Below are 21,187 nucleotides of genomic sequence, written 5' to 3' on the forward strand. Positions count from 1 at the left end.
TAATTTAATCTGGAATGGTAATCGGCAATAAATCACCTATTTGTGAATACAGTAGTATTCGTATAGGGCCTTTATGAACGCAGGCTAAATTGCCTCCATACACAGTCGAAATCTGAGTGCTATATGTTTGCAGATGCTTATGGATAGGTAAGTCGAGAGCATCGTATATACCTATTGATTCTCCAATGCTCAACCAACTCGAATACTCTTCGGAATCAATAGTTGTTGACTTTGCTTCACCCACGATACTGACTACGGGCTCGTCATCCGAGAAGTCCTGTACAACTGAGATGGTATGTTGAAACTCTGCTATCAGAAAGGGCCAATCTGTTTTAGAGTGGCAGAAATCTGGATTCCAGATAGCATCCACCTCGAAAATCATGATTAATGAGTCCTTTGTGTGTAGAAAGATTCGGAACAATGAGGAATCATGTAGGGTAATTTGTTTCAATAATTGAGAAGCTACAATTGTCTTGGTGCTTTCCCAGTCAAATGAGAAGGTAGACAAACGTTCAAGCAACCAATCCGGAAAGAGTTTATCATCCATTTAATATACATTAAAAACGCCCCAACCGATTCGTTCGGCTGGGGCGCTTAAGTTACTAGTTGCCGCTGAAGAAACGGCGTTACGCCTTCTTCAGAAATTCGGTTTTGAGGACCATCGTGCTACCCCCGGCGCGGCCTTCAATTTCGGCGGCGCTGTTGGTTAGGCGGATGTTCTTGACCACCGTGCCGCGCTTGAGTGTCAGCGAGGAGCCTTTTACTTTCAGGTCCTTGATGAGCGTCACCGAGTCGCCTTCCGCGAGCAGGTTACCGTTGCTGTCTTTTACGTCCATGAGAAGGGCGGCTATTGGCGTGATAAGTAGAACGTCATGCTGAGCTTGCCGAAGCATCTCTACCGCTTCGTTGGGTTGGCAGACTTCCTCTCGCCCGTCATGCTGAGCTTGTCGAAGCATGACGGACGGGCAGGTGTGTTCAACTACACGTTGAAGCGGAAGTGCATGATGTCGCCGTCCTGCACCACGTATTCCTTGCCTTCCACAGCCATCTTGCCGGCTTCCTTGATCTTCACTTCGGTCTTGTACTCCTGGTAGTCAGCTAGCTTGATAACCTCGGCGCGGATGAAGCCCTTCTCGAAGTCGGAGTGGATGACGCCGGCTGCTGCCGGGGCTTTGTCGCCGCGGTGCACCGTCCAGGCGCGTACTTCCTGCACGCCAGCCGTGAAGTAGGTAATCAGGTTGAGCAGCGTGTAGGAAGCACGGATCAGGCGGTTCAGGCCCGACTCGGTGAGGCCGTACTCGGCCAGGAACATTTCCTTTTCCTCGGGGTCTTCCATCTCGGCAATCTGCGACTCGATGGCGGCCGACACCAGCACCACTTCGGCGCCTTCCTGCGCTACGTGCGCCTGCAGGGCCGCCGTGTGGGCGTTGCCGGTGGTGGCGCTGGCCTCGTCCACGTTGGCCACGTAAATCACGGGCTTGATGGTGAGCAGCTGCAGATCAGCTACTGCTTCCAGCTCCTCGGGTGTGGCCTGCAGGGCGCGGGCGTTCTGGCCGTCTTCCAGCGCCTGCTTAAAGCGCTGCAGCGCGGCTACTTCCTTCTTGGCAGCGGCGTCGCCGTTTTTGGCCGAACGCTCCGACTTGGCCAGCTTCTTATCGATGCTCTCCAGGTCTTTGATCTGCAGCTCGGTGTCGATAACGTCCTTGTCGAACACGGGGTCGACACCGCCGGCTACGTGCACGATGTTGGGGTCGTCGAAGCAGCGAATAACGTGGATGATGGCATCTACCTCGCGGATATTGGCCAGGAACTTGTTGCCCAGGCCTTCGCCCTTGCTGGCGCCTTTCACGAGGCCGGCAATGTCCACGAACTCAATGATGGTGGGCAGCACGCGCTTGGGATTCACCAGCTTTTCCAGAATCTGCAGCCGCTCGTCGGGCACGGTAATCACGCCCACGTTCGGCTCGATGGTGCAGAACGGATAGTTGGCCGACTCGGCCTTGGCGTTGGAAAGGGCGTTGAAAAGCGTGGATTTGCCGACGTTCGGCAGGCCGACGATACCGCAGCGGAGACCCATATGGTGAGTTTGTAAAGTTGAGAAGTGATGAAATGGGCCAGTGGCGCACTTCGTGGCGCAAAGGTACGGGGCTTTCTTGGGGAAAGCACAGCCGGTAAGCGGCTTCTGCCAGAGCAGCCTGAGCTTACCCTGAAGCTCTGTGCTCAAGTGCTGCAGTGCTGTTGAACCGGACACCTGCTATCCGCTGTTAGCTCAGGCATGTGTGAACACCACAACCCTACTCAGAAACTACAGCGTCTCGGCTTTTACCTGGCCGCTGCCTTACTCGTCGTGGCCAGCCAGTACTACCTGCAGTAGCGCCCCCTAACGCCACAACGGCGCACCTGGCCGAAGCCGGGTGCGCCGTTGTAGAAATTCTAAGCGAGAAAAAACGAGCGTATGGAGTGTTTCGCTAGGCGTCCAGGCAGTTAAAAGTTGTCGTCGGCGCGGTTCGGATTGAAACCGGCTTCCCGCTCCTCGTAGGCCGGGCGCGGGCGGTCCAGCTCTGCTACCTCTTCCTCGGTCAGGAGTTCCTCCCGAACGTACTCTACGGCGTCCTGGAGGGCATCCACGAACTTCAGAAAATCCTCCTTGTACAGGAAGATCTTGTGCTTCTCATACGAGAAAGTATCATCGTCGCGAAGCTTGCGCTTGCTTTCCGTGATAGTCAGGTAATAGTCCTGGCCACGGGTTGCTTTCACGTCGAAAAAGTACGTGCGTTTGCCCGCTTTAATGCGCTGGGAGTAAATCTCTTCTTGGTCGTGACGGTCTTCCACGGGGCCTTCTGTAAAGTTTTGTTATTCCAAGATGGTTGAATTTCAGGCCAAAGTACAACTACCGTATCGGATATAAAAATTTCTAGGCTTCCATTTTTCTATAAACAGCTGACTATCTACATAAATGCGGTTTTCCAGGCGGCACTGCCTGAATTTAGGTAGCAACATAGTTTGGACTGGATTCAGTTTAAATCAGGATTATATTCGATTAATACTATGCCAAGGCCACCTTGCGCAGTTATTTGTTTCTTTGAACCACCAACCCCTGGCAGCTTTGCTCTGAAAGGTGCTGCCTCATTTCACTTGCATGGCCCAACCTCTTGACCTCGCGGCAGTCCGCTCGTTTGAAAACCTGGAATTTCTGGCCCGGCAGCTGGTTGAAGGGTTCATTACGGGGCTGCACCAGTCGCCGTACCATGGTTTTTCGGTGGAGTTTTCCGAGCACCGGCTTTATAACCCCGGCGAAAGCACGCGCCACCTCGACTGGAAGATTTTTGCCCGCACCGACAAGCTGTTTGTGAAGCGCTATGAAGAGGAAACCAACCTGCGTTGCCACTTGCTGCTCGACGTGAGTGCCAGCATGTATTATCCGGCCCCTGGCCACGACAAGCTGCGGTTTGCAGTGCTGTGCGCGGCTGCCCTCGCCACCATGCTGCAAAAGCAGCGCGACGCCGTGGGCTTGGTCACGTTCAGCGACAAAGTGGAGCTGCAGACGCCGGTGCGCTCCACCAGCACCCACCGCCACACGCTGCTACTGGCATTGCAACACTTGCTGGAGCGCCCGCCGGTGGCGGCCAGTGCTACCGCCACCACCGATGTGGCTGGCGTCATTCATACTATTGCGCAGCAAATCCCGAAACGTTCGTTGGTAGTGCTGTTTTCGGATATGCTGGGCCGGGCACCCGAGGAGCAGACCGCCACGCTGGCGGCGTTGCAGCATCTGCGCCACCATCACCACGAGGTGTTGCTGTTTCATATCATGGACCGCGCCACCGAAGCCAACTTCAACTTTCAGGACCGGCCCTATCTGTTTGAGGATATTGAAACCGGCGAGACACTCAAGCTGCAGCCGGCCCAGGTGCGCGAGCAGTACCGCGTGGCCATGCGCGAATACGAGCACGAACTGGCTTTGCGCTGCGGGCAATACAAAATCGACTTTGTGCCGGTTGATATCCGGGAGCCGTTCGATAAAGTGCTGTACGCTTACCTGGTGAAGCGCAGCAAGGTGCGCTAACTTTACGCCATGGATGAATTTGCACTGGGCGTAGGCCTGTTTCTGGTGGCGCTGTTTTCGGCGCTGGTCACGGCCTATATTGCGCACATGTACGGCCGGCCACTGAAGCGGTGGCTGCTGATTGGGTTTTGCCTGCCGTTGTTAGGCATTTTTATAGCTATTGCGGCAAGTCTGCGCGAAGCCCGCCGCCGGGAAGACCTATAGCGCAAAACTTCCGCTGCTGCCTACGGGCAAAGCGAGTATCCGGCACCACGCCACTTGTGCCAACGCGAGTTGCACAGTTCGTTTGTACCCATAGGCGGAAGCGTTGCGCTACGCGGGCTGGTTGTCCAGTGACTGCCACAGGTATTTGCACGCCAAGCTACGGTAAGGGCGCCAGGGTTCGGCCAGCTCCGTTATGCGCCTGAGCAGGGCCCGGCCGGTTTCTTCCAGACCGTAATGCCGGCGCATAGCGTTTTGCACGCCCAGGTCGCCCTCAGCAAACACGTCGGGCTGGTCCAGCGCAAACATCTGCAGCATCTGCGCTGTCCAGCGGCCTACCCCTTTGATTTGGGTGAGGTGGCGCGTGAAATCGTCTTCGGAAAGCTGGCTGAGGTGGGCATGATCGAGCTGGTCGTTCAACGCAAACTCAGCAATGGCTTTCAGATAGCCGGCCTTCTGGCGCGACAAACCGGCCGTTCGCAAATCTTCCTCGGTCATTTCCTGGATGGCCAGCGGCTCCGGGTAGCCATCGGGCGGGAACAGGGCCTGCACCTTGCGCCAGATGGCGGCCGCTGCTTTGGTGGAAATCTGCTGGCTCACGATGGCGCGCAGCAGCGCCAAGTACAGGTCTTCGTGTGGCGCTGGCGCAATGGGTCGGCCTTGCCGGATGATGGCGGCCAGCACTGGGTCGGCTTGCAGCAGGTGCTGCTTGGCGGCAGCATACGCACTGAAATCGGGAACAGTCATGGGGAAGGGTAGGAAGGTGCCGCTAAAGTGTGGCCAGGTCGGTGAGATGAGTGTGAATGGCTATTTCAGCTATCAGTTCGCCGGCAGCTGTGAGGCGCACCCCGGTCAACGACTGCCCGAAAACGGCTCCGGTATCCACGTTAAGGACATTGGTAGCCAGGTCGAAATCGGGTTGCCCCGTGGTAGGGGTGTGCCCAATGATCTGGCGCTGGGGCAGGTGGCGCAGTGGCCCCCGGCGCCACAGCACGCCATCTAGGTTGTCTTCATCAAGCGGATTGGGCGTGTCGGCAAAGCCAGCATGGCTGATGAGCAGGTGCTCGTTTTGCCAATACAACGGGCGCTGGCTCAGCCAGGCCAAGTGCGGCGCCAGCAGCGCCGGGTACTGCTGATACTGCCACACAGTACTTCGGCCACCCCAGCGCAACCACTCCTTATACGGGCCGGCCGGGCCGAGGTGCCGCAGCATGCAGGCCTCGTGGTTGCCTTTCAGAAACGTGGTCTGGCCCGGGTAGCGCACTTCCAGGCTGATGGCCAGTGCCACGCACTCCAGGCTATAGCGGCCCCGGTCCACCAGGTCACCGACCTGCACCAGCCGTTCTGTGCTAGGCTGCCAGTGGCTTAGCAGCTCCTCGAAGGTGTGGAAGCAACCGTGCACATCACCCACTACAAATATGTTCTGTTCGGCCATAAGTTAGGTAAGTGCAAGTAGCCGTGGTGGGTTGCCCGCCAAGCGAATGACAACAGAGGGCGCACCCCGGTGCCGCCACCCGCTTTTCAGGCATCGTTTGAAACGCTTTACGCAGCCAGCTGCTGTAGTGCCGCCGTTATCCGCGTTACCATGGTATCGTCGATATCCAGGTGCGTAACAAAGCGGATGAACTGCGGGCCAAACGATGAGGCACGAATACCCTGTTCTTCCAGTCGGGCCAGAAACGATTCGGCGGGCATGCTGTCGAGGAGGCGGAAGATGACGAGGTTGGTTTCCACGGGCAGTACTTCGGCCACATAGGGCTGCGCCTGCAGCGTATCGCGCAGCTGCTGGGCGCGGCGGTGGTCATCGGCGAGGCGGTTTACGTTGTGCTCCAGGGCGTACAGGCCCGCTGCGGCCAGGTAGCCGGCCTGCCGCATGCCGCCGCCCATCACCTTCCGGATGCGCTTGGTTTTCTGAATGAAGGCCTGGCTACCCAGCAGCACCGAGCCCACCGGCGCCCCCAGTCCCTTACTCAAGCACACCGAAATCGTATCAAACAGGCGGCCGTATTCGCGGGCATCCTGACCGGTGGCTACCAGCGCGTTGAAAATACGGGCCCCGTCGAGGTGCAGCGGAATCCGGTGGCGTTGGGCCACGTCGGCAATGGCAGCCAGCTCGGGCAAGGCGTAGCAGCTGCCGCCGCCGCGGTTGTGGGTGTTTTCGAGGCTGATGAGGCTGGTGGTGGGGTAGTGCACGTTCTGCGGCCGGATAGCGGCTTCCACCTGCGCGGCCGTCAGGCGGCCCCGCTCGCCGGGCAGCAGCGCTACCGACGCTCCCGAGTGAAACGCAATACCGCCTACTTCCCACAAATAAATGTGTGAGGTCTGCTCGCAGATTACTTCACTCATCGGCTCGGTGTGGGCCTTGATGGCAATCTGGTTGGTCATGGTGCCGCTGGGGCAGAACAGGCCGGCCTCCAGCCCAAAGCGGGCGGCAACTTCCTGCTCTAAAGCCCGCACAGTGGGGTCTTCTTCATACACATCGTCTCCGACGCGGGCCTGGAACATAGCCTCCAGCATGGCCGGAGTGGGGCGCGTGACGGTATCAGAGCGCAAATCAATTACGGCAGTAGACATGGAATACGGTGGGTAAAAAAGGGAAAGGTTTCCCGGTTTCAAATTTAGTCGTTACTTTTGCCCCTCGTTTACAGAAAGACCTTAACCGACCCGGAAAAAATGAGCACTACCCGTCTGAAGCGGAAACACCGCAAAAACATTGCCCGCGCCAACAACAAGCAGCGCGTAATTAAGCAGCTCCTGCTGACGCCCGTTCTGAAGAACGTGGACATCGAAGAGTTGAAATCCCGCTTCAACAAGAGCGAAGCTACGACGGCTGCGTAACTAACGCCCGTCTGGCACACCTGCCCCCGGCGTCGGTGGGTTCTGGTCAGAACTTCAAAAGCGTCTTCTCTGCAAAGGGAGGACGCTTTCTGTTTTGATGGGGCGCCTTATTCGCTGGCTCCCCTTTTAGGATGGGCTATTTCGCACCCAACTCCACTACCTGCAGCTGTTGCACTTTGCCGTCGGCTATTTCAAACCGGAGCAGCGTGCGCACCTTGTGAAAGCCGTGGCGGCCGGCGGCACCAGGGTTCAGGTGCAGCAAGTGCAGCTTAGGGTCGGGCATTACTTTGAGAATGTGAGAATGGCCGCTGATGAACAGGCCGGGGCGGTGCTCCTGCAGCAGGGCCCGGGCCGCAGGGCTGTAGTGCCCCGGATAGCCTCCAATATGGGTCATGAGCACTGGCAAGCCCTCCACGATGAAGCGTTGTACCAGCGGCTGCTGCAGGCGCACGTCGCGGCCATCGATGTTGCCATATACGCCCCGCAACGGGGCCAGCGCGGCCAGTTCGTCGGCTACGCTAGCGGTGCCAAAGTCGCCGGCGTGCCAGATTTCGTCGCAGTCCCGCAAATGGTGCAGAATCCGCTCGTCGAGGTAGCTATGAGTGTCGGAAAGCAAACCGATTTTTTTCATGAAACGAAGGTAGGGGCCAGGCAGCAGTGGAACGCAGATAAACGGCCGTTACGCAAGGCTGAGTGGAATAGCGGTCCTCGGGTACATTAATCCAACTGCACCAGTGGGGCTGATTTAGATGGTTTGGTAGGCTGGTCTGCAAGGAAGTTCTCGGCCGCATTCCGTGCCTGCCGACAACACAACCGTGTGCTTCTCGTATCTTGCCCGTCCTGCGGCAGGTTTCGGTTTGCCTGTATGCAGGCTGTGCTTTGTGGCCAGCTTAGCCCAGATTCCCCATTGTTGCCTCTCCTGATTGCCCCGCGATGAACGTCTTCATCAACGATATTCCGCTGATCATCAAAAAGAACAGCGAGAAAGTGTACAAGCACAAGTACGACCTCATCCTGAATCCGGAAGATGAGTTTATCTCCAAAGATCTGGTGGGCGACGTGCTGGTGCGCGACGTTACGGACTTATTTGTGGACCGGCTGCTGCGGCTGATGGAAGTGAAGAAGCTGAAAAAGCTGAAGTCGCTGACCATGCTGGCCCGCAAGAAAAAGCGCCTCATTCTGCACCTGAAAGACCAGTTCCGCATCGTAAAGGCCGCCGGTGGCCTCGTGGTGAAGGACGGCAAGGTGCTGATGATTTACCGGCTGGGCAAGTGGGATTTGCCGAAGGGCAAGCTTAAAAAAGACGAAGATCCTGCTTTGGGCGCCTTGCGCGAGGTGGAAGAAGAGTGCAACATCAAAGTGGAGTTGGGGGACGTATTGCCCAGTACCTGGCACTCCTATGCCTACAATGGCAATAAGATTCTGAAGAAAACTGACTGGTACATCATGCGCTGCCTCGACGATTCGCTGATGAAGCCGCAGGCTGAAGAGTATATCGAGGAAGTGCGCTGGATGACTCCGCAGGAGGCGCTGGGCGTGCTGGATGAGTCGTATGCCAGCATTGCCCTGGTTATGCGCCATTACTTGAGCGAAACCACCGGCTCGACGCCAGCCTCAGAGCCCTCCACTAAATAACTCCCATTTTAAGTAGTACCTCTATGCGTTTCCTTTCCCGCTCTTTGCCCGTGTTGCTGCTGCTGGGGGGCATGGCTGCCTGCACTGGCGTCCAGCAAGCTTCTGAGGGTGGTGCACCCACAACGGGCCGGGCCGAAGCCGTGCCGGCCAACAGCCTGAACTTGCCTTTGCTTGTAGGCCGCAACATCGACCAGCTGCGCCGTAGCCTGGGTACGCCCCGCGAAACCAAAACCGATAAAATCGGGCTGGAACCGACGGCGGAACAAATGAAATCCACGAAAGGCCAGGATTGGATCAATACCTTCGAGAAAGATGGTGCCACCATCGTGGCCACCTTCAATGCCCGCACCCGCAAGGTGAACGATATTGTGGTGCTGGGCAGCGACGAAGACGAAGTGATGCGCCGCGCTAACCTTAGCATCACCGACCCGGCCTATTCTGTGCAGCCCGTTGCCGACCCCCGCAACCCCGGCAACACCATTGGGGTGCGGGTAACGAAGAAGGACTAGCTCCGAAACGCGCCCAATGCAACAAGCCCGGCCGTTTGGCTGCTCCAGGCAGGAGCGCCAAATGGCCGGGCTTGTTGGGCATTATACGGTAGGGGGTTGCCTACCCGGCATAAGGAGGCAATTGAAACGGAACAAAGTCATTGACGTTGCCGCCAAAACGGTGGATTTCGCGGATGATGGTACTGCTGATGGCGGCCAGCGCCGGCGAGGTAATCAGGAACACAGTTTCCAGGTCGGGGTTGACGTGGCGGTTGGCTTGAGCAATGGTGTTTTCATACTCGAAGTCGGTGGTGTTGCGCAAGCCCCGCAGCAGATACCGGGCGCCGGTTTCGCGGGCGTAATCGGCCGTGAGGCCCTTGTAGGACTGCACCGACACCCGGGGCTCGTCGTGGAAAACCTCTGCAATCATCTCCGTCATTTGCTCTACGGGCAGGTAGCGGCTCTTGCTGCTGTTGTTGCCGATGGCAATGATAATCTGGTCGAACAGCGAAACCCCGCGCCGCACCACGTCGAGGTGGCCGTTGGTGAAAGGGTCGAAAGAGCCAGGAAACAGGGCAATACGCATGAGAGAGTAATTGAGTAACTGAGTAGCTGAGTAGCTGAGTAGCGAATAGCTGAATACTTATGCGTTCTGACAGAACGATTACTCAGCTACTCAACCACTCAGTTACTCGCAAAGGTGCAGGCTGTAGAGTTCGAAGAAGCGGTATTCAAACAACTCGTTGAGGCGGTAGCTATAACCCAGGTCAAAGGGGCGGTTGCCGAACTTGACGTGGCGGATATACTTGCGCAGGATAGTAAACAGCTCGGAGTCGTGCATCAGGTCGCCCCATACCATCACCGGGTCCTGGTCGGGGTTGAGCTGGAATTCCTGCATCACCAGGATGGTGTAATAAATCAGGTCTTCAGGCGAACTGAACGCAAACACATTGCAGAACTCCGGCCGCTTGTCGCGAATGACGACGATGGTTAGCTCCAGATGCCCAATACTGAGGTAGAGGCGACGGGGAGCAGCGGCGTCGCTCTGGTGCATGAGGCCTTCGAGCAGGGCACTGGTCTGGTGCAGAAGCGTGCCCGCAGGGTAGCTGCCCCGAAACCAGTCAAGCAATGATTTTTCGGCCGCAAAAATGCTCACCAACTCCTGCCCAGGGTGGGCATAAGCCTGCACGGTTTCGTGCTGCGTGTCTACGGTGTGATGCAGGCGCAGGTAGGTGGCCTCGTCGCCAGGCCGGAAGAGGGGCGAGGGCAGCAGCGTGAAGTGGCGGTTCTGCACGGCCAGCCGCACATGGTTCCAGCCGGGCAGGCCCAGCAAGTCGTGGTGGGCGGCCAGGGCCTGCAGCTGCCCGCTGAGTGAGGTGGCCGCCTGAGGCGCATATTCTTCCAGTACCACAAACTTGTTGCGGCGCACATCGGCAATGCCCAGGCGGAGTCCGGCCGTGCTGGCCGTGAGGTAAAGGTTGTAGGCCGCCAGGTTGTCGGCAGTCAGGGTTTCATCGCGCAGGCGGTGCAGCACCGTGGGAGCAGGCAAAGTCGACGGAGCAGGCACAGCAGGCGGAGCAGAAGAAGCGAGAGACACAGCAGCAGGAGTGGAGGCGAAGCGGCAAAGGTACAAAAGGCAGCCAGCGCACATAGCCCTGGCTCCGGCCCTACCGCTGGAAGCGTATCTGTGGAATAAATACGTCGTCGGGACTGATAATCTGGCGCAACATAGGGTGCACCTGCGCGGCCGGCAGCACCACCAGCTCACGAGGCGACACAAATGCTACCTGCGTCAGTAGTTGAGCACCGGCCTCATGCTCGGGGTCGGAACCGAGGCTGGGCACGGCAGTAGCGTCTTCAAGAGTTACTTCAAAAAACAGCTCAATGGCCTGCAGGTCGTCGCTCTTGTATTCATGCAGGTGTAAAAACCGTCCTACCGTAACAGCAAGGCCGGTTTCTTCGCGAAACTCGCGCCGCAAGCAGTCCTGGATGGTTTCACCGAACTGCCAGCCTCCGCCGGGCGGCGACCAGAACGGTGCCTCCGCAGGCAGCAGGCCGCGGTGGGCCGTCAGCAGCAGCGTGTCCTGATGAACCAGCAGGCCACACACGCGCACCCTTACTTGGCCGGTGTAAGCGCCCAGCAGGTCGCGCGTAGAGAAAGAGTCGGTAGCCATGAAAAGGTGTGATAAGTAGATAGAGCAGTAGGGGCATGCAGAGCAGTGGCCGGTTCAGGCCAGCCGGCCAGACGCCTCGCGGCGGCCAGCACGGCGCTGCCGCCAGCGCCGCAACCGGGTGGCAATATACACCACCACCCCCAGCATGAGGGCGGCCGTCACCACCGGCAGCAGCAGCGCCAGCGCCGAGCCCACAATGGCCAGCGTGTTTTCGGCGGTGGCCAGCACGGGGTTGCCGAGGCCGGCCGTAGTGGCCGTAGAACCGGCCCGCAACAGCGCCGTGCCGGTCTGCACCATACCCGCTGTGCCGCCGCCCACCAGCACGCCCAAACCCCAGCGCACTACCGGGTCGAGGTCGGGCAGGGCGGCCGTCATGAGTACGGCGCCAGCAATAAACGATGCCGGCGTAGTTATGGTATCCAGCACATTGTCTACCACCGGGAAATAATAGCCCAGTATTTCCGCCACCGTAGCCGTGCCCAATGCACCGACAGCCGCCCAGGAGCCCAGCCAGGCAAACCCCGCCGACGGCGCCAGCACACCCGTCTGGTAGGCCAGGCTGGCGGCCAGCAGCGGCACAAACACCCGAAACCCGCTGCACGCCGCCAGGGCCAGCCCCAGCGCACCACTCAATAAATATTCCTGGAGCTGCATAGCGAGTGTTGGTTTAGCGAAAAAAGAAGCTGTGGCAAGCGGCGTGTGGCAATCAATATCGAAAAACAAACGCCGAAAAACGAAAGTCAACCACGAATAACGAACCCTAAACCCCGACCTTTGCGGCAATGAACCCAACAACTCCCACCGCCGCCGACTCGCTCGAAACCCGGATCCGCCGCAAGCTCACGCGCCAGCACTTCATGCACCTCATCGGAGCCGACCTCACCCGCATCGAACCGGGCCGCATAGAAGCCGAAGTGACGCTGCAGCAGCAACATCAGCAGCACAGTGGCTTTGCCCACGGCGGCCTCGTGGCCACCATGGCCGACCTGGTAGCCGGTTTTGCGGCCGTTACGCTCGTGCCGGATGGTACCGGCGTGGTGACGGTGGAGCTGAAAACCAGCTACCTGCACCCCGGCGTGGGCCAGAAGCTGCGCGCCGTGGGCTGGGTGCTGAAAGCCGGCCGCCGCCTGCACTTCTGCGAATCCGAAGTATGGTGTGATGATAAGCTGATTGCCAAGGCCTCCGCCACAATGGCCGTAGTGGAACCGCAGTAAGCATGTGACAAACTGTTTTTTTTGCACCGGTGCCGGAATGCTGCTGGCGTCACCCGGTACGCCTGCTTATCATCCTGCCTGGAATAAGAATGAGCGAATATTCATTGCTAAAGTGCTGATGCAGGCAATGAAAATATTCCGTTACCATGTTTGTTTAGCTACCTAACGATTTTCATGCGCTTCTAAAGGTTTGTCCCGCCCATGACTAATGCCTGCACGAACCCGCTCAGTATCAAGCTTCGTTGCTTTAAAACCGGATTATAAATGCTTCGGCCATGATGGCCGTGGGAGCCTTGCTGGCTGCCTTGCGTTTCGTGTAGGTACCGGAATACGCTGATTTCTTCTCAACTTATCGCCGCCAAGCGGCTGGTGCTTCCGGAAGCTGGCGGCTGCTTATGAAATGGATTTTTACCGTGTGGTTCTTGCTGCTGGGAGGCTCATTGCCGGCGCAGCCGCGGTATTGGAATGCCGATGCTGACTCGTTGCAGCAGGTGCTGGCCGGGCAGCGCGCCGACACGGCGCGCATTCGAACATTGGTGCACATGCTGCACGTGACAGAGCTAACGGAGCCCAGCCACCGGCAGCGGGCAGTAAAGGCGCTGGCTGAGTTGCTGCGCCTGAATGCGCGTGCCCACCACCTGGCTGATGAGGCTCCGTACCAGCAACTGCAGGCTGGCCTGCAGCACTGGCAGCAGCGGCAGTATGCTGCTGCCCTGGCTGGTTTGCAGCAGTCCATCGAACTGTTCGATAAGGCTGGTCAGCCGGTGCCTCTTCTGCTGATTGACCTGGCACCTGTTTTCAATGAATTGCAGGACTCAGAGGGGCGGATGCGCTACTTCCAGGGCAAGCTGCGGCAATACCAGGTGGCTGGTGGGTTTCCAGAGAATGAGGCGGCCTGCCACTTGGTGCTGGGCGGCTCCTACCGCCACCGCGGCAACTACAACCAGGCCATCAGTCACTATCTGCGTGCCGCCGATCTGTTCCGGCATTTCAATCGGCGCCTGTACAGCAACGAGCTGATGGTAGCCGGTAACACCTACGCGGAGTGGGGCAATACACGCAAAGCCCTGCATTACCTGATGCTGGCGTCGCGCTACAACGATCAATCACGTATTGGCGGCCTGCAGCGGTTTTATTCGGAGCGTGCCATTGCCAGCCTGTATCTAAAGCAGGGCAACATTGCGGCGGCGGCCCGGTACGTAGCCAAGGCCACTCGTACGGCCCGCCACGATCAGCTGAACGCCGCCCAGTACACCGCCTACGCGCTACTGCTGCAAAGCGAGTTGCTACTGGCCCGGCAGCAGCCGGCAGCAGTAGGCCCGTTGCTTACGCGGGCCCAGCAGCTCGCCGATTCGCTCCAGATGACTATTGCCGGACGGCCCGGCGAGTTTTCTCTGGATGCCACCTGGGCCCGCTACTACACAGCTCGCCACAACTACCCGCAGGCAGCTGCCCACTGGCGCCAGGCCTACGCGCAGGCCACCGCCTTCAACCTGCAGATGCTACGCCCTCAATACCTGCGCGAGCTGATCCGCTTTGAAGCTAAGCATGGCACGGCCGAAGCAGCGCGGCACTACAGCCTGGCATACCTGGCCCTACAGGATACGCTCAATACCACCCAGGGAGCCGACTTGCTGGCCAACTACGAAGCCGAACGGGTGGAACAAGCCCAGAACGAAGAAATTGTTGGCCTGCGCCACGACCGGGAAGTGCAGAAATTGCGGCTGCACCAGCGTAGCCAGTTGCTGGCGCTGGCTGTAGCAGCCCTCATACTGATTTCGGCCCTGGGCGTGGTGCTTTATCAGCAGCTGCGCCTTCACCGCCGTACGCTAACCCAGTTGCGCCAAACCCAGAACCAGCTGGTGCAGTCAGAGAAATGGGCATTTGTGGGCGAAGTATCTGCTGGCATTGCGCACGAGCTGCAAAATCCGCTCAACTTCATGAAGCGGTTTGCGGAGGTAAGCACTGCTCTCGTTGATAACATGGACCAGCACGCCGATACGCCCGCGCTTCAGGACGAGATTCTGATGGGGCTACGCCGCAACCTGCAGGAAATCAGCCAGCATGGGCTGCGGGCTTCGGCCATCATCCGTGACATGCTGGAGCATGCCCGCGCGGGCGCCGGCCAGCGCTTACCCACCGACCTCAACGCGCTGGTGCTGGAGTATCTGGAGTTGGCCCGCCAAAGTCAGGAATTCCGCGACAAGGCCTCGGAAATACGCGTAGAAACTGCCCTGGCCCCCAATCTGCCGGCCGTGCCTGTGCTGGCTCCCGATATGGGCCGCGTATTGCTGAATCTGTTTACCAATGCTTTCTACGCGGTGCTGCAGCGCCAGCAGGCCGGCGAAAACGGCTACTTGCCCGTGGTGAGCATCAGTAGTACCCAACTCGCTGAGGGCACCGTGCAGGTGTGCGTGCGCGACAACGGGGCCGGCATTCCCGAGCAGATTCAGGCCGATATATTCAAGCCTTTTTTCACAACCAAGCCCCTGGGCGAAGGCACTGGCCTTGGATTGTCCCTGTCCCACGACATTGTGCAAAGCCACGGCGGCACGCTACGGGCAAAGTCGGCAGCCGGGCAGGGAACGGAGTTTATTATCATACTGCCTTTGGAATAAGCAACCAGCTGTTTTAAGGCGTCTTGTTGATGTCGGAATCGGTACGCCGGGGACCTGAAACGGGCGTAGCTTTGTTGCTTGCCCGAACACTTTGCTATGCTCTCCGTCAGAACTCCTTCCGTCCGCGACTATTTTCCTTACGAACCCACTCAGGATCAGGCTCAGCTGTTTCAGAAGCTGGATGTGTTTCTGAAGGACGATTTGCCGGGGCGCAAGGCGTTTGTGCTGCGCGGCTACGCCGGAACCGGCAAAACCACCGTGGTGAGTGCCTTGGTGCAATGGCTGCACAAGCTGGGCCGCAAATACGTGCTGATGGCTCCCACCGGCCGCGCCGCCAAGGTGATGAGCGGCTATGCGGGCGTGCCGGCCAGCACTATTCACAAAAAAATCTACCGCCAGACCAGCGGCACACCCAGCCAGAATCTGTCGTTTCAGCGCCAGCCCAACCGCGCCCAGGACACGCTCTTCATCGTGGATGAGTCCTCGATGATTTCCGATGAGAAGTCGTTCGGTGAAACCGGCCTGCTCGACGACCTGCTCAACTACGTGTTCGAGAAACCCTCCAACCGGCTGCTGCTCATCGGCGACACCGCTCAGCTGCCGCCCGTAGGCCAGCTGCTCAGCCCCGCTCTCGACCCCGAATTGCTGCGCCACCGCTTCCGGGCTACTGTGGATGGGGTGGAGCTGCGCCAGGTGATGCGCCAGGCCGAGCAGTCGGGTATTCTGATGAATGCTACCGTGCTGCGCGAGGAGCTGCGCGAGGAAAAGCCCAACATTCAGTTCCACACCCGCGGCTACTCCGACCTGTTTCAGATGGGTGGCGACAAGCTGGAGGATGGCCTGCGCTGGGCCTACAAGAACTTTGGGCACGAAAACACCACCATCATTTGCCGCTCCAACAAAAACGCCAACCAGTACAATCAGATGATCAGGCGGGTGCTGTTTGAGGCCGAAGACGAAATCGAAAGCGGCGACTACCTGATGGTAGTGCGCAACAACTATTTCTGGCTGCCCAAAGACTCGGAAATGGGGTTTCTGGCCAACGGCGACTTTGTGCAGGTAGTGAAAATCATCCGCTTAACTGAGGAGTTCGGCTTCCGCTTTGCTGATGCCCGCGTGCGGCTCGTGGACTACCCCGATGAGCCGGACATGGAAATCAAGCTGCTCCTGGATACGCTGCACACCGAAAGCCCTGCCCTGCCCGCCGACCGCAGCAAAGAGCTGTATGAAGCAGTGGGCAAGGATTACGACCACCTTACCACCAAGAAGGACAAGACGGCCGCGCTCCGCAAAGACCCGTTTCTGAACGCGCTGCAAGTGAAGTTTGCGTATGCTCTCACCTGCCACAAAGCGCAGGGCGGCCAGTGGCAGGCGGTTTTCGTCGACCACGGGTTTTTAAAGGAGGATATGGTGAATTCCGAGTTTGCACGCTGGCTTTATACTGCTGTTACCCGGGCATCAGAAAAATTGTTTTTGCTAAACTTCAATGCTAAGCTATTGGCTGACAACGTAGAAGTTTGAAAAAAAAGGCGTCAAACGGTAGGTTTTTGAGAAAAGTTCAATAGTGGCAGTTTTTATGGCATGAAGTTGGTAATGTGCCATTCAAGCTTCGCGAGCTACTATTTGTCTTTCTGCTTCTCTTTCCTTGCTGTTATGAAAAAGCTACTACTTTTCCTGCTCTTGTTGGCACTAGCGCCACTGGCCACGCAGGCCCAGACCCGCGAAATCTACACCAACACCAATTTCAAAACGCTGGCCCAAAGCCACAAAACCCTGGCCATACTTCCCTTTGTAGTGAAGCTGCAGCTGCGCCCGCAGGAAGTAGCCAAGAACGGCGGCCCCGAAGGCGTAGCCAAACTGGAAAAGCGCGAAGGCTTGGATGTGCAGCAGGCCCTGCACTCATACTTCCTGAAGCAGAAAGCCTCCAACGACCTGACCGTAGATGTGCAGGACCCTACTCGTACCAACGCGCTGTTGGCGCAAAGTGGCCTCACCCCTGAGCAGTTGGCCATTCAGACGCCCGAGCAACTGGCGCTGTTGCTGGGCGTTGACGGTATCATCTCCGGCACATTTGCCAGCACCCAGCCGATGTCCAACGGAGCTGCTATTGCCCTGAATGTAATAGTAGGTATGAGCGGCCCCACCAATACCGGCAAGCTGCTCATCAACATTCACGATGGAAAATCGGGCGAGCTGCTTTGGAAATACGACAAGAGCCTGGCCCGCGGCTTCGGCAGCGACACCAACACCATCGTGACAACCATCATGCGGAAGGCGTCGCGCCAGTTTCCCTACTCCAAGGAGTTTAAGAGCTAGATTGAAAGTGTATTATTGCCTGATAGATACTAGTTTATGTAATCTGTATTGCTAAGACAGCTATTGATTTTTAGTGGGCTACCTTTATCATTACCTCCTGTAGCAGGACGGGCTCCGGCTCGTCCTGTTTTAGTTTTAGGCGGGGTTGGCGGAACGGGCGCGGCTGGGCAGGTGTCTGTCTTCATGCAGGCTTCACCTGACAAGTAGAAAACTGGCACTCAACTTGCCCCGCCCGGCAAAACGTGTATTTTTGTTTCCATCAACATCTTAACCAAGTAGCAATCATGAAAAAAGCACTTGTACTGGCTCTGTCGCTGGCTTGCGCTGGCTTTGCCGCTCAGGCCCAATCGGCTTCCGTAAAGCTCGCCACTGCGCAGACCAAAGTAACAGGCCCGCAAATTCAGTTCGATGAAATGAAGTATGACTTCGGCAGCGCCAAGCAGGGTGAGGTGGTGAAGCATGTGTTTAAGTTCAAAAACGTGGGCACGCAGCCGCTGGTGATTTCCAACATCGGGGTAAGCTGTGGCTGCACCACGCCGGAATGGACCAAGGAACCCGTAATGCCCGGCAAAACGGGTACTATTACTGCTAACTTCAACACGGCCGGTAAGATGGGCATCCAGAACAAGGTGCTAACTATCGAGTCGAACTCGGCTAACGGCAACGCTATGGTGTCGGTGGTAGGTGAGGTGAAAGAAGCCGCCGCCATAACAAGCGAAAAAGTTGAGCCAGCCGAGTTGAGCGACAAGTCGAAGATGAAAGCCGACGACAACAAGCTGAAAGTGAAATCCAAGAAGTCGTAAGGCTACTGCATTGCAAGTGAAAAGGGCGGCCCGCACAATGCGGGCCGCCCTTTTTGTGTGCTTGTCATTCCGCACAAGGTGGAGAGCCTAAGTTAGCCAACCCATGAGTTTAGCTGGATGCTGTGCCTCGACTGAAACGATACTTAGGCCTGCCGCGCGGCTAGCAGTAGCGCAATCCAGCCGGCAATCAACAGCAGGCCTCCTATGGGCGCTACGGCTCCCAGCTTGGTGATGCCTGTGAAACACAGCAGATACAGTGAGCCGCTAAAGACAACGACGCCCCCGGTCCAGAGCCAGGCTGCCGTGCCCAGCAGCCGCAACTCGGGCCGGGCGTGTAGCAGCACGCCCACGGCTAGCAAGGCCAGCGTATGGTAGAACTGGTAGCGTACCGCAGTTTCGAAGGTGTCGAAGCGGCCTGAAGCCTCCAGCATGGCCCGCAGGCCGTGCGCTCCGAAAGCGCCGATGGCAACGCCTAGTCCGCCCAGCAGGGCCGCAAGTTGTAGAATGAGTTTGGCAGTCATAGGTTGAATTTGAGTGGTCATGAGAATGTCACGCAGATACAGAGCCGTAGCATCCCTACCTCAGACTACCTCAGTTGTGAGAACGAAGCGGTAAAGATGCTTCGGCTAGCTCAGCATAACGGTAACACTTTAGGCAAAGACGGGCTACTGGTAATTCCGCGCCCCAAAAATAGCGCTACCCACCCGGATGAGCGTGCTACCTTCCTCAATGGCCAGGCGGTAGTCGGAGCTCATGCCCATGGAAATTTCCCGGAATTCCTCGTCGTTGGCGAAGTAGCGAGCTTTCAGCTGCTCGAAGTATCCGCGTAGCAACCGGAATTCCTGGCGCAGCTGGGCTTCGTCGGGCGTGTTGGTAGCAATGGCCATTACACCGGTGAGGTGCACGTGGCGCAAGGCACGGAACTCCTCAGATTGCAGAATTTCTTCGGCTTCGGGCAGGGTGAGGCCGGTTTTGGTGTCTTCGGCGGCAATATGAAACTGCAGCAGCCCCCGGATGACGCGGTTGTGCCTGGCTGCCTGTTTCTCTATTTCCAGCAGCAGTTTCAGGCTGTCCACGCTCTGAATGGTGTGCACAAACGCGGCAATGTATTTCACCTTGTTGGTTTGCAGGTGCCCAATGAGGTGCCACTCAATGTCGGCGGGCAGCTCGGGTTGCTTGGCGGCCATTTCCTGCACCTTGTTTTCGCCAAACAGCCGGGCGCCGGCGTCGTAGGCCTCGCGCAGCTTTTCCGCCGGGTGGGTTTTCGTGACCGTGACGAGGCGGCAGCGAGTGCCAGCCAGCTGCTGCTGGAAGAAGTGAAGATTGTCGGTGATGTTGGACATTAAGAACTAGCCTTTTAGAAGTAGAGCGTATATGCTAAACAAGGATGAGCTAGGAATAGGCCAAGAGAATAAAGTGCTCTAATTAATAGAGGAATCCTATTCAACTGAGCTTGAGCACGAAGCCAACCAGATTTGTCATTTTGGGCATAGATAATAACACCTACAGTAAGTGCTGCTGGTGTTAGGTAAAGTATAAACGAGTCAAGCATGTAGTCAGGGGCAATCCAAGTAGTAGCATTTAGGCAAAGCAAATACAAGAACAGACACGCTAGTTTCTGGGCACTGGCAAGTGTTCCATCTGGATTCTGATCCTTTGGGAGTAAGTTGTAATAACCGAAGATTATTGCATGAACAACTTTCATTGTTGTGGAACAAAGGGGGACTAGTCTTCCAATGAATTAGTCAGGAAGGTATTCTTCAGCGCCAGCCACAGCAGCCACAAGCCCACCGACCACCACAGGTAAATGCGGTAATAGTCTTTGGTGTTGCGAAAGCGCGTCTGCTTGATTTCCGACTTTTCGTATTGGTTGATGCGCTGAAAAATCTGGCGGAGCGCGGCGTTGTCGGTGGCCCGGAAAAAATGGCCTTCGCCGGCTTGCGCAATCTGGCGCATAGTTGTTTCGTCGAGGCGGGTTTCCACGTAGCGCGGGCGGCCCAGCTCGTCGCGGCCAAAGGGCACCGTTCCATCCTGGCCAAGGCCGATGGTATAGATCTTAAGGCCGTAGGCGTGGGCCAGCCGGGCGGCTGTCAGCGGGTCGAGGTTACCGGCTGTATTTTCACCATCAGACAGCAGGATGCACACTCGGCTGCGGCTGCGCGAGGTACGCAGGCGGTTGGTGGCTACACCCAAGGCCGTTCCGATGGCAGTGCCGTCGTTGGGAATCATACCCAGCCGCAGGTTATTCAGGCTTTCTCGCAGTAGCTCATAATCAGTGGTAAGCGGAGCCAGTGAGTAGGCGTCGCCGGCAAAGGCCACCAGCCCCAGCCGGTCCCCCTGGCGCCCATTCACAAATTCCAGTGCCATGCGCTTGGCAGCTTCAAGGCGGTTGGGCTTCAGGTCGCCGAGTTCCATGGAGCCCGATACGTCAAGTACCAGCAGCACATCAATACCCTCACCGTTCTGCACCACCCGCTCGTCGGTGCGCTGGGGACGGGCCAGGGCTACCACGGCAAACGCCAAACTCAGTGCCAGCACCACATCGGGCAAAAACCGCAGCACGGCGCTCCAGTCGCGGCGCACTTCGCCCCGCACGAAAGCTACGCCAAGCTTGCTGCGCCGCCGGTAGGCCAGCAGCCACCGCCCCACAAAAAGCAGTGGAATGGCCGCAATCAGCAGCAGCAACCGAGGTTTCTCCCAGGCATAGCTAGCCAACGTGGCATAGCGCAAACTATCCAGTATCGGCCCAAAAATCTGTTGCCAGAGTTGCTGCACTATTCAGTAAACAGGTGATGAGGTGATGGGGTAAAGATAGCTGTCATCCTGAGCAGCGC

General features: G+C 57.7%; 25 protein-coding genes. 10 read left to right on the plus strand and 15 right to left on the minus strand.

The genetic code is table 11. The features are described 5' to 3' along the window. Positions 1–4: 4 nt before the first annotated feature. From H8B14_RS09295 to H8B14_RS09310, 4 genes are all read right to left on the minus strand, one after another. Positions 5–547 carry a hypothetical protein gene (locus H8B14_RS09295; protein WP_187315361.1) on the minus strand — a complete coding sequence of 181 codons (543 nt, stop codon included), beginning with the start codon at positions 545–547 and terminating at the stop codon, positions 5–7. A 79-nt stretch (positions 548–626) separates the two neighbouring features. After that, positions 627–836 carry a zinc ribbon domain-containing protein YjdM gene (locus H8B14_RS09300; protein WP_125436405.1) on the minus strand — a complete coding sequence of 70 codons (210 nt, stop codon included), beginning with the start codon at positions 834–836 and terminating at the stop codon, positions 627–629. 143 nt (positions 837–979) lie between these two features. Further along, positions 980–2,077, minus strand: coding sequence for a redox-regulated ATPase YchF (gene ychF / locus H8B14_RS09305; protein WP_187315362.1), 1,098 nt, complete (start codon positions 2,075–2,077; stop codon positions 980–982). Between the two features lie 407 nt (positions 2,078–2,484). Then, a complete protein-coding gene (locus tag H8B14_RS09310; RefSeq protein WP_187315363.1) occupies positions 2,485–2,832 on the minus strand; it encodes a DUF3276 family protein in 348 nt (115 codons plus the stop codon). A 307-nt stretch (positions 2,833–3,139) separates the two neighbouring features. On the opposite strand from H8B14_RS09310, the gene H8B14_RS09315 reads away from it, so the two are divergent. Next, the gene (locus H8B14_RS09315; protein ID WP_187315364.1) at positions 3,140–4,066 is read left to right on the plus strand and encodes a DUF58 domain-containing protein; all 927 of its coding nucleotides are present in this window, start codon (positions 3,140–3,142) and stop codon (positions 4,064–4,066) included. Positions 4,067–4,075: 9 nt separating this feature from the next. Continuing rightward, a complete protein-coding gene (locus H8B14_RS09320; protein WP_187315365.1) occupies positions 4,076–4,270 on the plus strand; it encodes a hypothetical protein in 195 nt (64 codons plus the stop codon). Positions 4,271–4,378: 108 nt separating this feature from the next. Here H8B14_RS09320 and H8B14_RS09325 read toward each other — a convergent pair whose 3' ends face one another. From H8B14_RS09325 to H8B14_RS09335, 3 genes are all read right to left on the minus strand, one after another. Further along, on the minus strand, positions 4,379–5,014 hold the full coding sequence (locus tag H8B14_RS09325; protein WP_187315366.1) for a DNA-3-methyladenine glycosylase family protein: 636 nt from the start codon (positions 5,012–5,014) through the stop codon (positions 4,379–4,381). A 22-nt stretch (positions 5,015–5,036) separates the two neighbouring features. Continuing rightward, a complete protein-coding gene (locus tag H8B14_RS09330; RefSeq protein WP_187315367.1) occupies positions 5,037–5,702 on the minus strand; it encodes a metallophosphoesterase family protein in 666 nt (221 codons plus the stop codon). A 107-nt stretch (positions 5,703–5,809) separates the two neighbouring features. Then, positions 5,810–6,841 carry a threonine aldolase family protein gene (locus tag H8B14_RS09335; protein WP_187315368.1) on the minus strand — a complete coding sequence of 344 codons (1,032 nt, stop codon included), beginning with the start codon at positions 6,839–6,841 and terminating at the stop codon, positions 5,810–5,812. 99 nt (positions 6,842–6,940) lie between these two features. Between H8B14_RS09335 and H8B14_RS09340 the strand changes: the two genes are divergently transcribed. After that, positions 6,941–7,105 carry a hypothetical protein gene (locus tag H8B14_RS09340; RefSeq protein ID WP_187315369.1) on the plus strand — a complete coding sequence of 55 codons (165 nt, stop codon included), beginning with the start codon at positions 6,941–6,943 and terminating at the stop codon, positions 7,103–7,105. A gap of 136 nt (positions 7,106–7,241) precedes the next feature. Here the strand turns inward: H8B14_RS09340 and H8B14_RS09345 are convergent, their stop codons facing one another. Next, the gene (locus H8B14_RS09345) at positions 7,242–7,736 is read right to left on the minus strand and encodes a metallophosphoesterase family protein (protein WP_187315370.1); all 495 of its coding nucleotides are present in this window, start codon (positions 7,734–7,736) and stop codon (positions 7,242–7,244) included. Between the two features lie 302 nt (positions 7,737–8,038). Between H8B14_RS09345 and H8B14_RS09350 the strand changes: the two genes are divergently transcribed. After that, on the plus strand, positions 8,039–8,740 hold the full coding sequence (locus H8B14_RS09350) for an NUDIX hydrolase (protein ID WP_187315371.1): 702 nt from the start codon (positions 8,039–8,041) through the stop codon (positions 8,738–8,740). A 23-nt stretch (positions 8,741–8,763) separates the two neighbouring features. Beyond that, positions 8,764–9,249, plus strand: a complete 486-nt coding sequence (locus H8B14_RS09355; protein WP_187315372.1) for a hypothetical protein — start codon at positions 8,764–8,766, stop codon at positions 9,247–9,249. Positions 9,250–9,349: 100 nt separating this feature from the next. On the opposite strand, the gene coaD is transcribed toward H8B14_RS09355, so the two are convergent. The 4 genes from coaD to H8B14_RS09375 form a co-directional block, all read right to left on the minus strand. Next, positions 9,350–9,814, minus strand: a complete 465-nt coding sequence (gene coaD, locus H8B14_RS09360) for a pantetheine-phosphate adenylyltransferase (RefSeq protein WP_187315373.1) — start codon at positions 9,812–9,814, stop codon at positions 9,350–9,352. A gap of 102 nt (positions 9,815–9,916) precedes the next feature. Then, positions 9,917–10,777, minus strand: a complete 861-nt coding sequence (locus H8B14_RS09365) for a DUF3822 family protein (RefSeq protein WP_187315374.1) — start codon at positions 10,775–10,777, stop codon at positions 9,917–9,919. A gap of 118 nt (positions 10,778–10,895) precedes the next feature. Beyond that, positions 10,896–11,402: an NUDIX domain-containing protein gene (locus H8B14_RS09370; RefSeq protein ID WP_187315375.1), complete on the minus strand. Its 507-nt coding sequence runs from the start codon at positions 11,400–11,402 to the stop codon at positions 10,896–10,898. 54 nt (positions 11,403–11,456) lie between these two features. Next, positions 11,457–12,056, minus strand: a complete 600-nt coding sequence (locus H8B14_RS09375) for a DUF4126 domain-containing protein (protein ID WP_187315376.1) — start codon at positions 12,054–12,056, stop codon at positions 11,457–11,459. Between the two features lie 128 nt (positions 12,057–12,184). On the opposite strand from H8B14_RS09375, the gene H8B14_RS09380 reads away from it, so the two are divergent. The 5 genes from H8B14_RS09380 to H8B14_RS09400 all read left to right on the plus strand — a co-directional run bounded on the left by H8B14_RS09380 (position 12,185) and on the right by H8B14_RS09400 (position 18,353). Beyond that, positions 12,185–12,616 (plus strand): PaaI family thioesterase, encoded by a 432-nt coding sequence (locus H8B14_RS09380; RefSeq protein WP_187315377.1) that lies wholly within the window; start codon positions 12,185–12,187, stop codon positions 12,614–12,616. A gap of 395 nt (positions 12,617–13,011) precedes the next feature. Further along, complete coding sequence (locus H8B14_RS09385) at positions 13,012–15,234, plus strand: ATP-binding protein (RefSeq protein ID WP_187315378.1); 2,223 nt, start codon at positions 13,012–13,014, stop codon at positions 15,232–15,234. Positions 15,235–15,330: 96 nt separating this feature from the next. Beyond that, positions 15,331–16,755, plus strand: a complete 1,425-nt coding sequence (locus H8B14_RS09390; RefSeq protein WP_187315379.1) for an ATP-dependent DNA helicase — start codon at positions 15,331–15,333, stop codon at positions 16,753–16,755. 132 nt (positions 16,756–16,887) lie between these two features. Continuing rightward, complete coding sequence (locus tag H8B14_RS09395) at positions 16,888–17,550, plus strand: DUF4136 domain-containing protein (RefSeq protein ID WP_187315380.1); 663 nt, start codon at positions 16,888–16,890, stop codon at positions 17,548–17,550. A gap of 284 nt (positions 17,551–17,834) precedes the next feature. Next, positions 17,835–18,353 carry a DUF1573 domain-containing protein gene (locus H8B14_RS09400; RefSeq protein WP_187315381.1) on the plus strand — a complete coding sequence of 173 codons (519 nt, stop codon included), beginning with the start codon at positions 17,835–17,837 and terminating at the stop codon, positions 18,351–18,353. A 143-nt stretch (positions 18,354–18,496) separates the two neighbouring features. On the opposite strand, the gene H8B14_RS09405 is transcribed toward H8B14_RS09400, so the two are convergent. From H8B14_RS09405 to H8B14_RS09415, 3 genes are all read right to left on the minus strand, one after another. Then, positions 18,497–18,874, minus strand: a complete 378-nt coding sequence (locus tag H8B14_RS09405; RefSeq protein WP_187315382.1) for a DUF423 domain-containing protein — start codon at positions 18,872–18,874, stop codon at positions 18,497–18,499. 144 nt (positions 18,875–19,018) lie between these two features. After that, the gene (locus tag H8B14_RS09410; RefSeq protein ID WP_187315383.1) at positions 19,019–19,696 is read right to left on the minus strand and encodes a YggS family pyridoxal phosphate-dependent enzyme; all 678 of its coding nucleotides are present in this window, start codon (positions 19,694–19,696) and stop codon (positions 19,019–19,021) included. Positions 19,697–20,078: 382 nt separating this feature from the next. Continuing rightward, entirely contained in the window at positions 20,079–21,128 is a 1,050-nt protein-coding gene (locus H8B14_RS09415; RefSeq protein ID WP_315984816.1) for a VWA domain-containing protein, read from the minus strand. Between the last annotated feature and the right edge of the window lie 59 nt (positions 21,129–21,187).

Origin of the sequence: Hymenobacter puniceus (assembly GCF_014333525.1) — a bacterium.
GTDB lineage: Bacteria > Bacteroidota > Bacteroidia > Cytophagales > Hymenobacteraceae > Hymenobacter.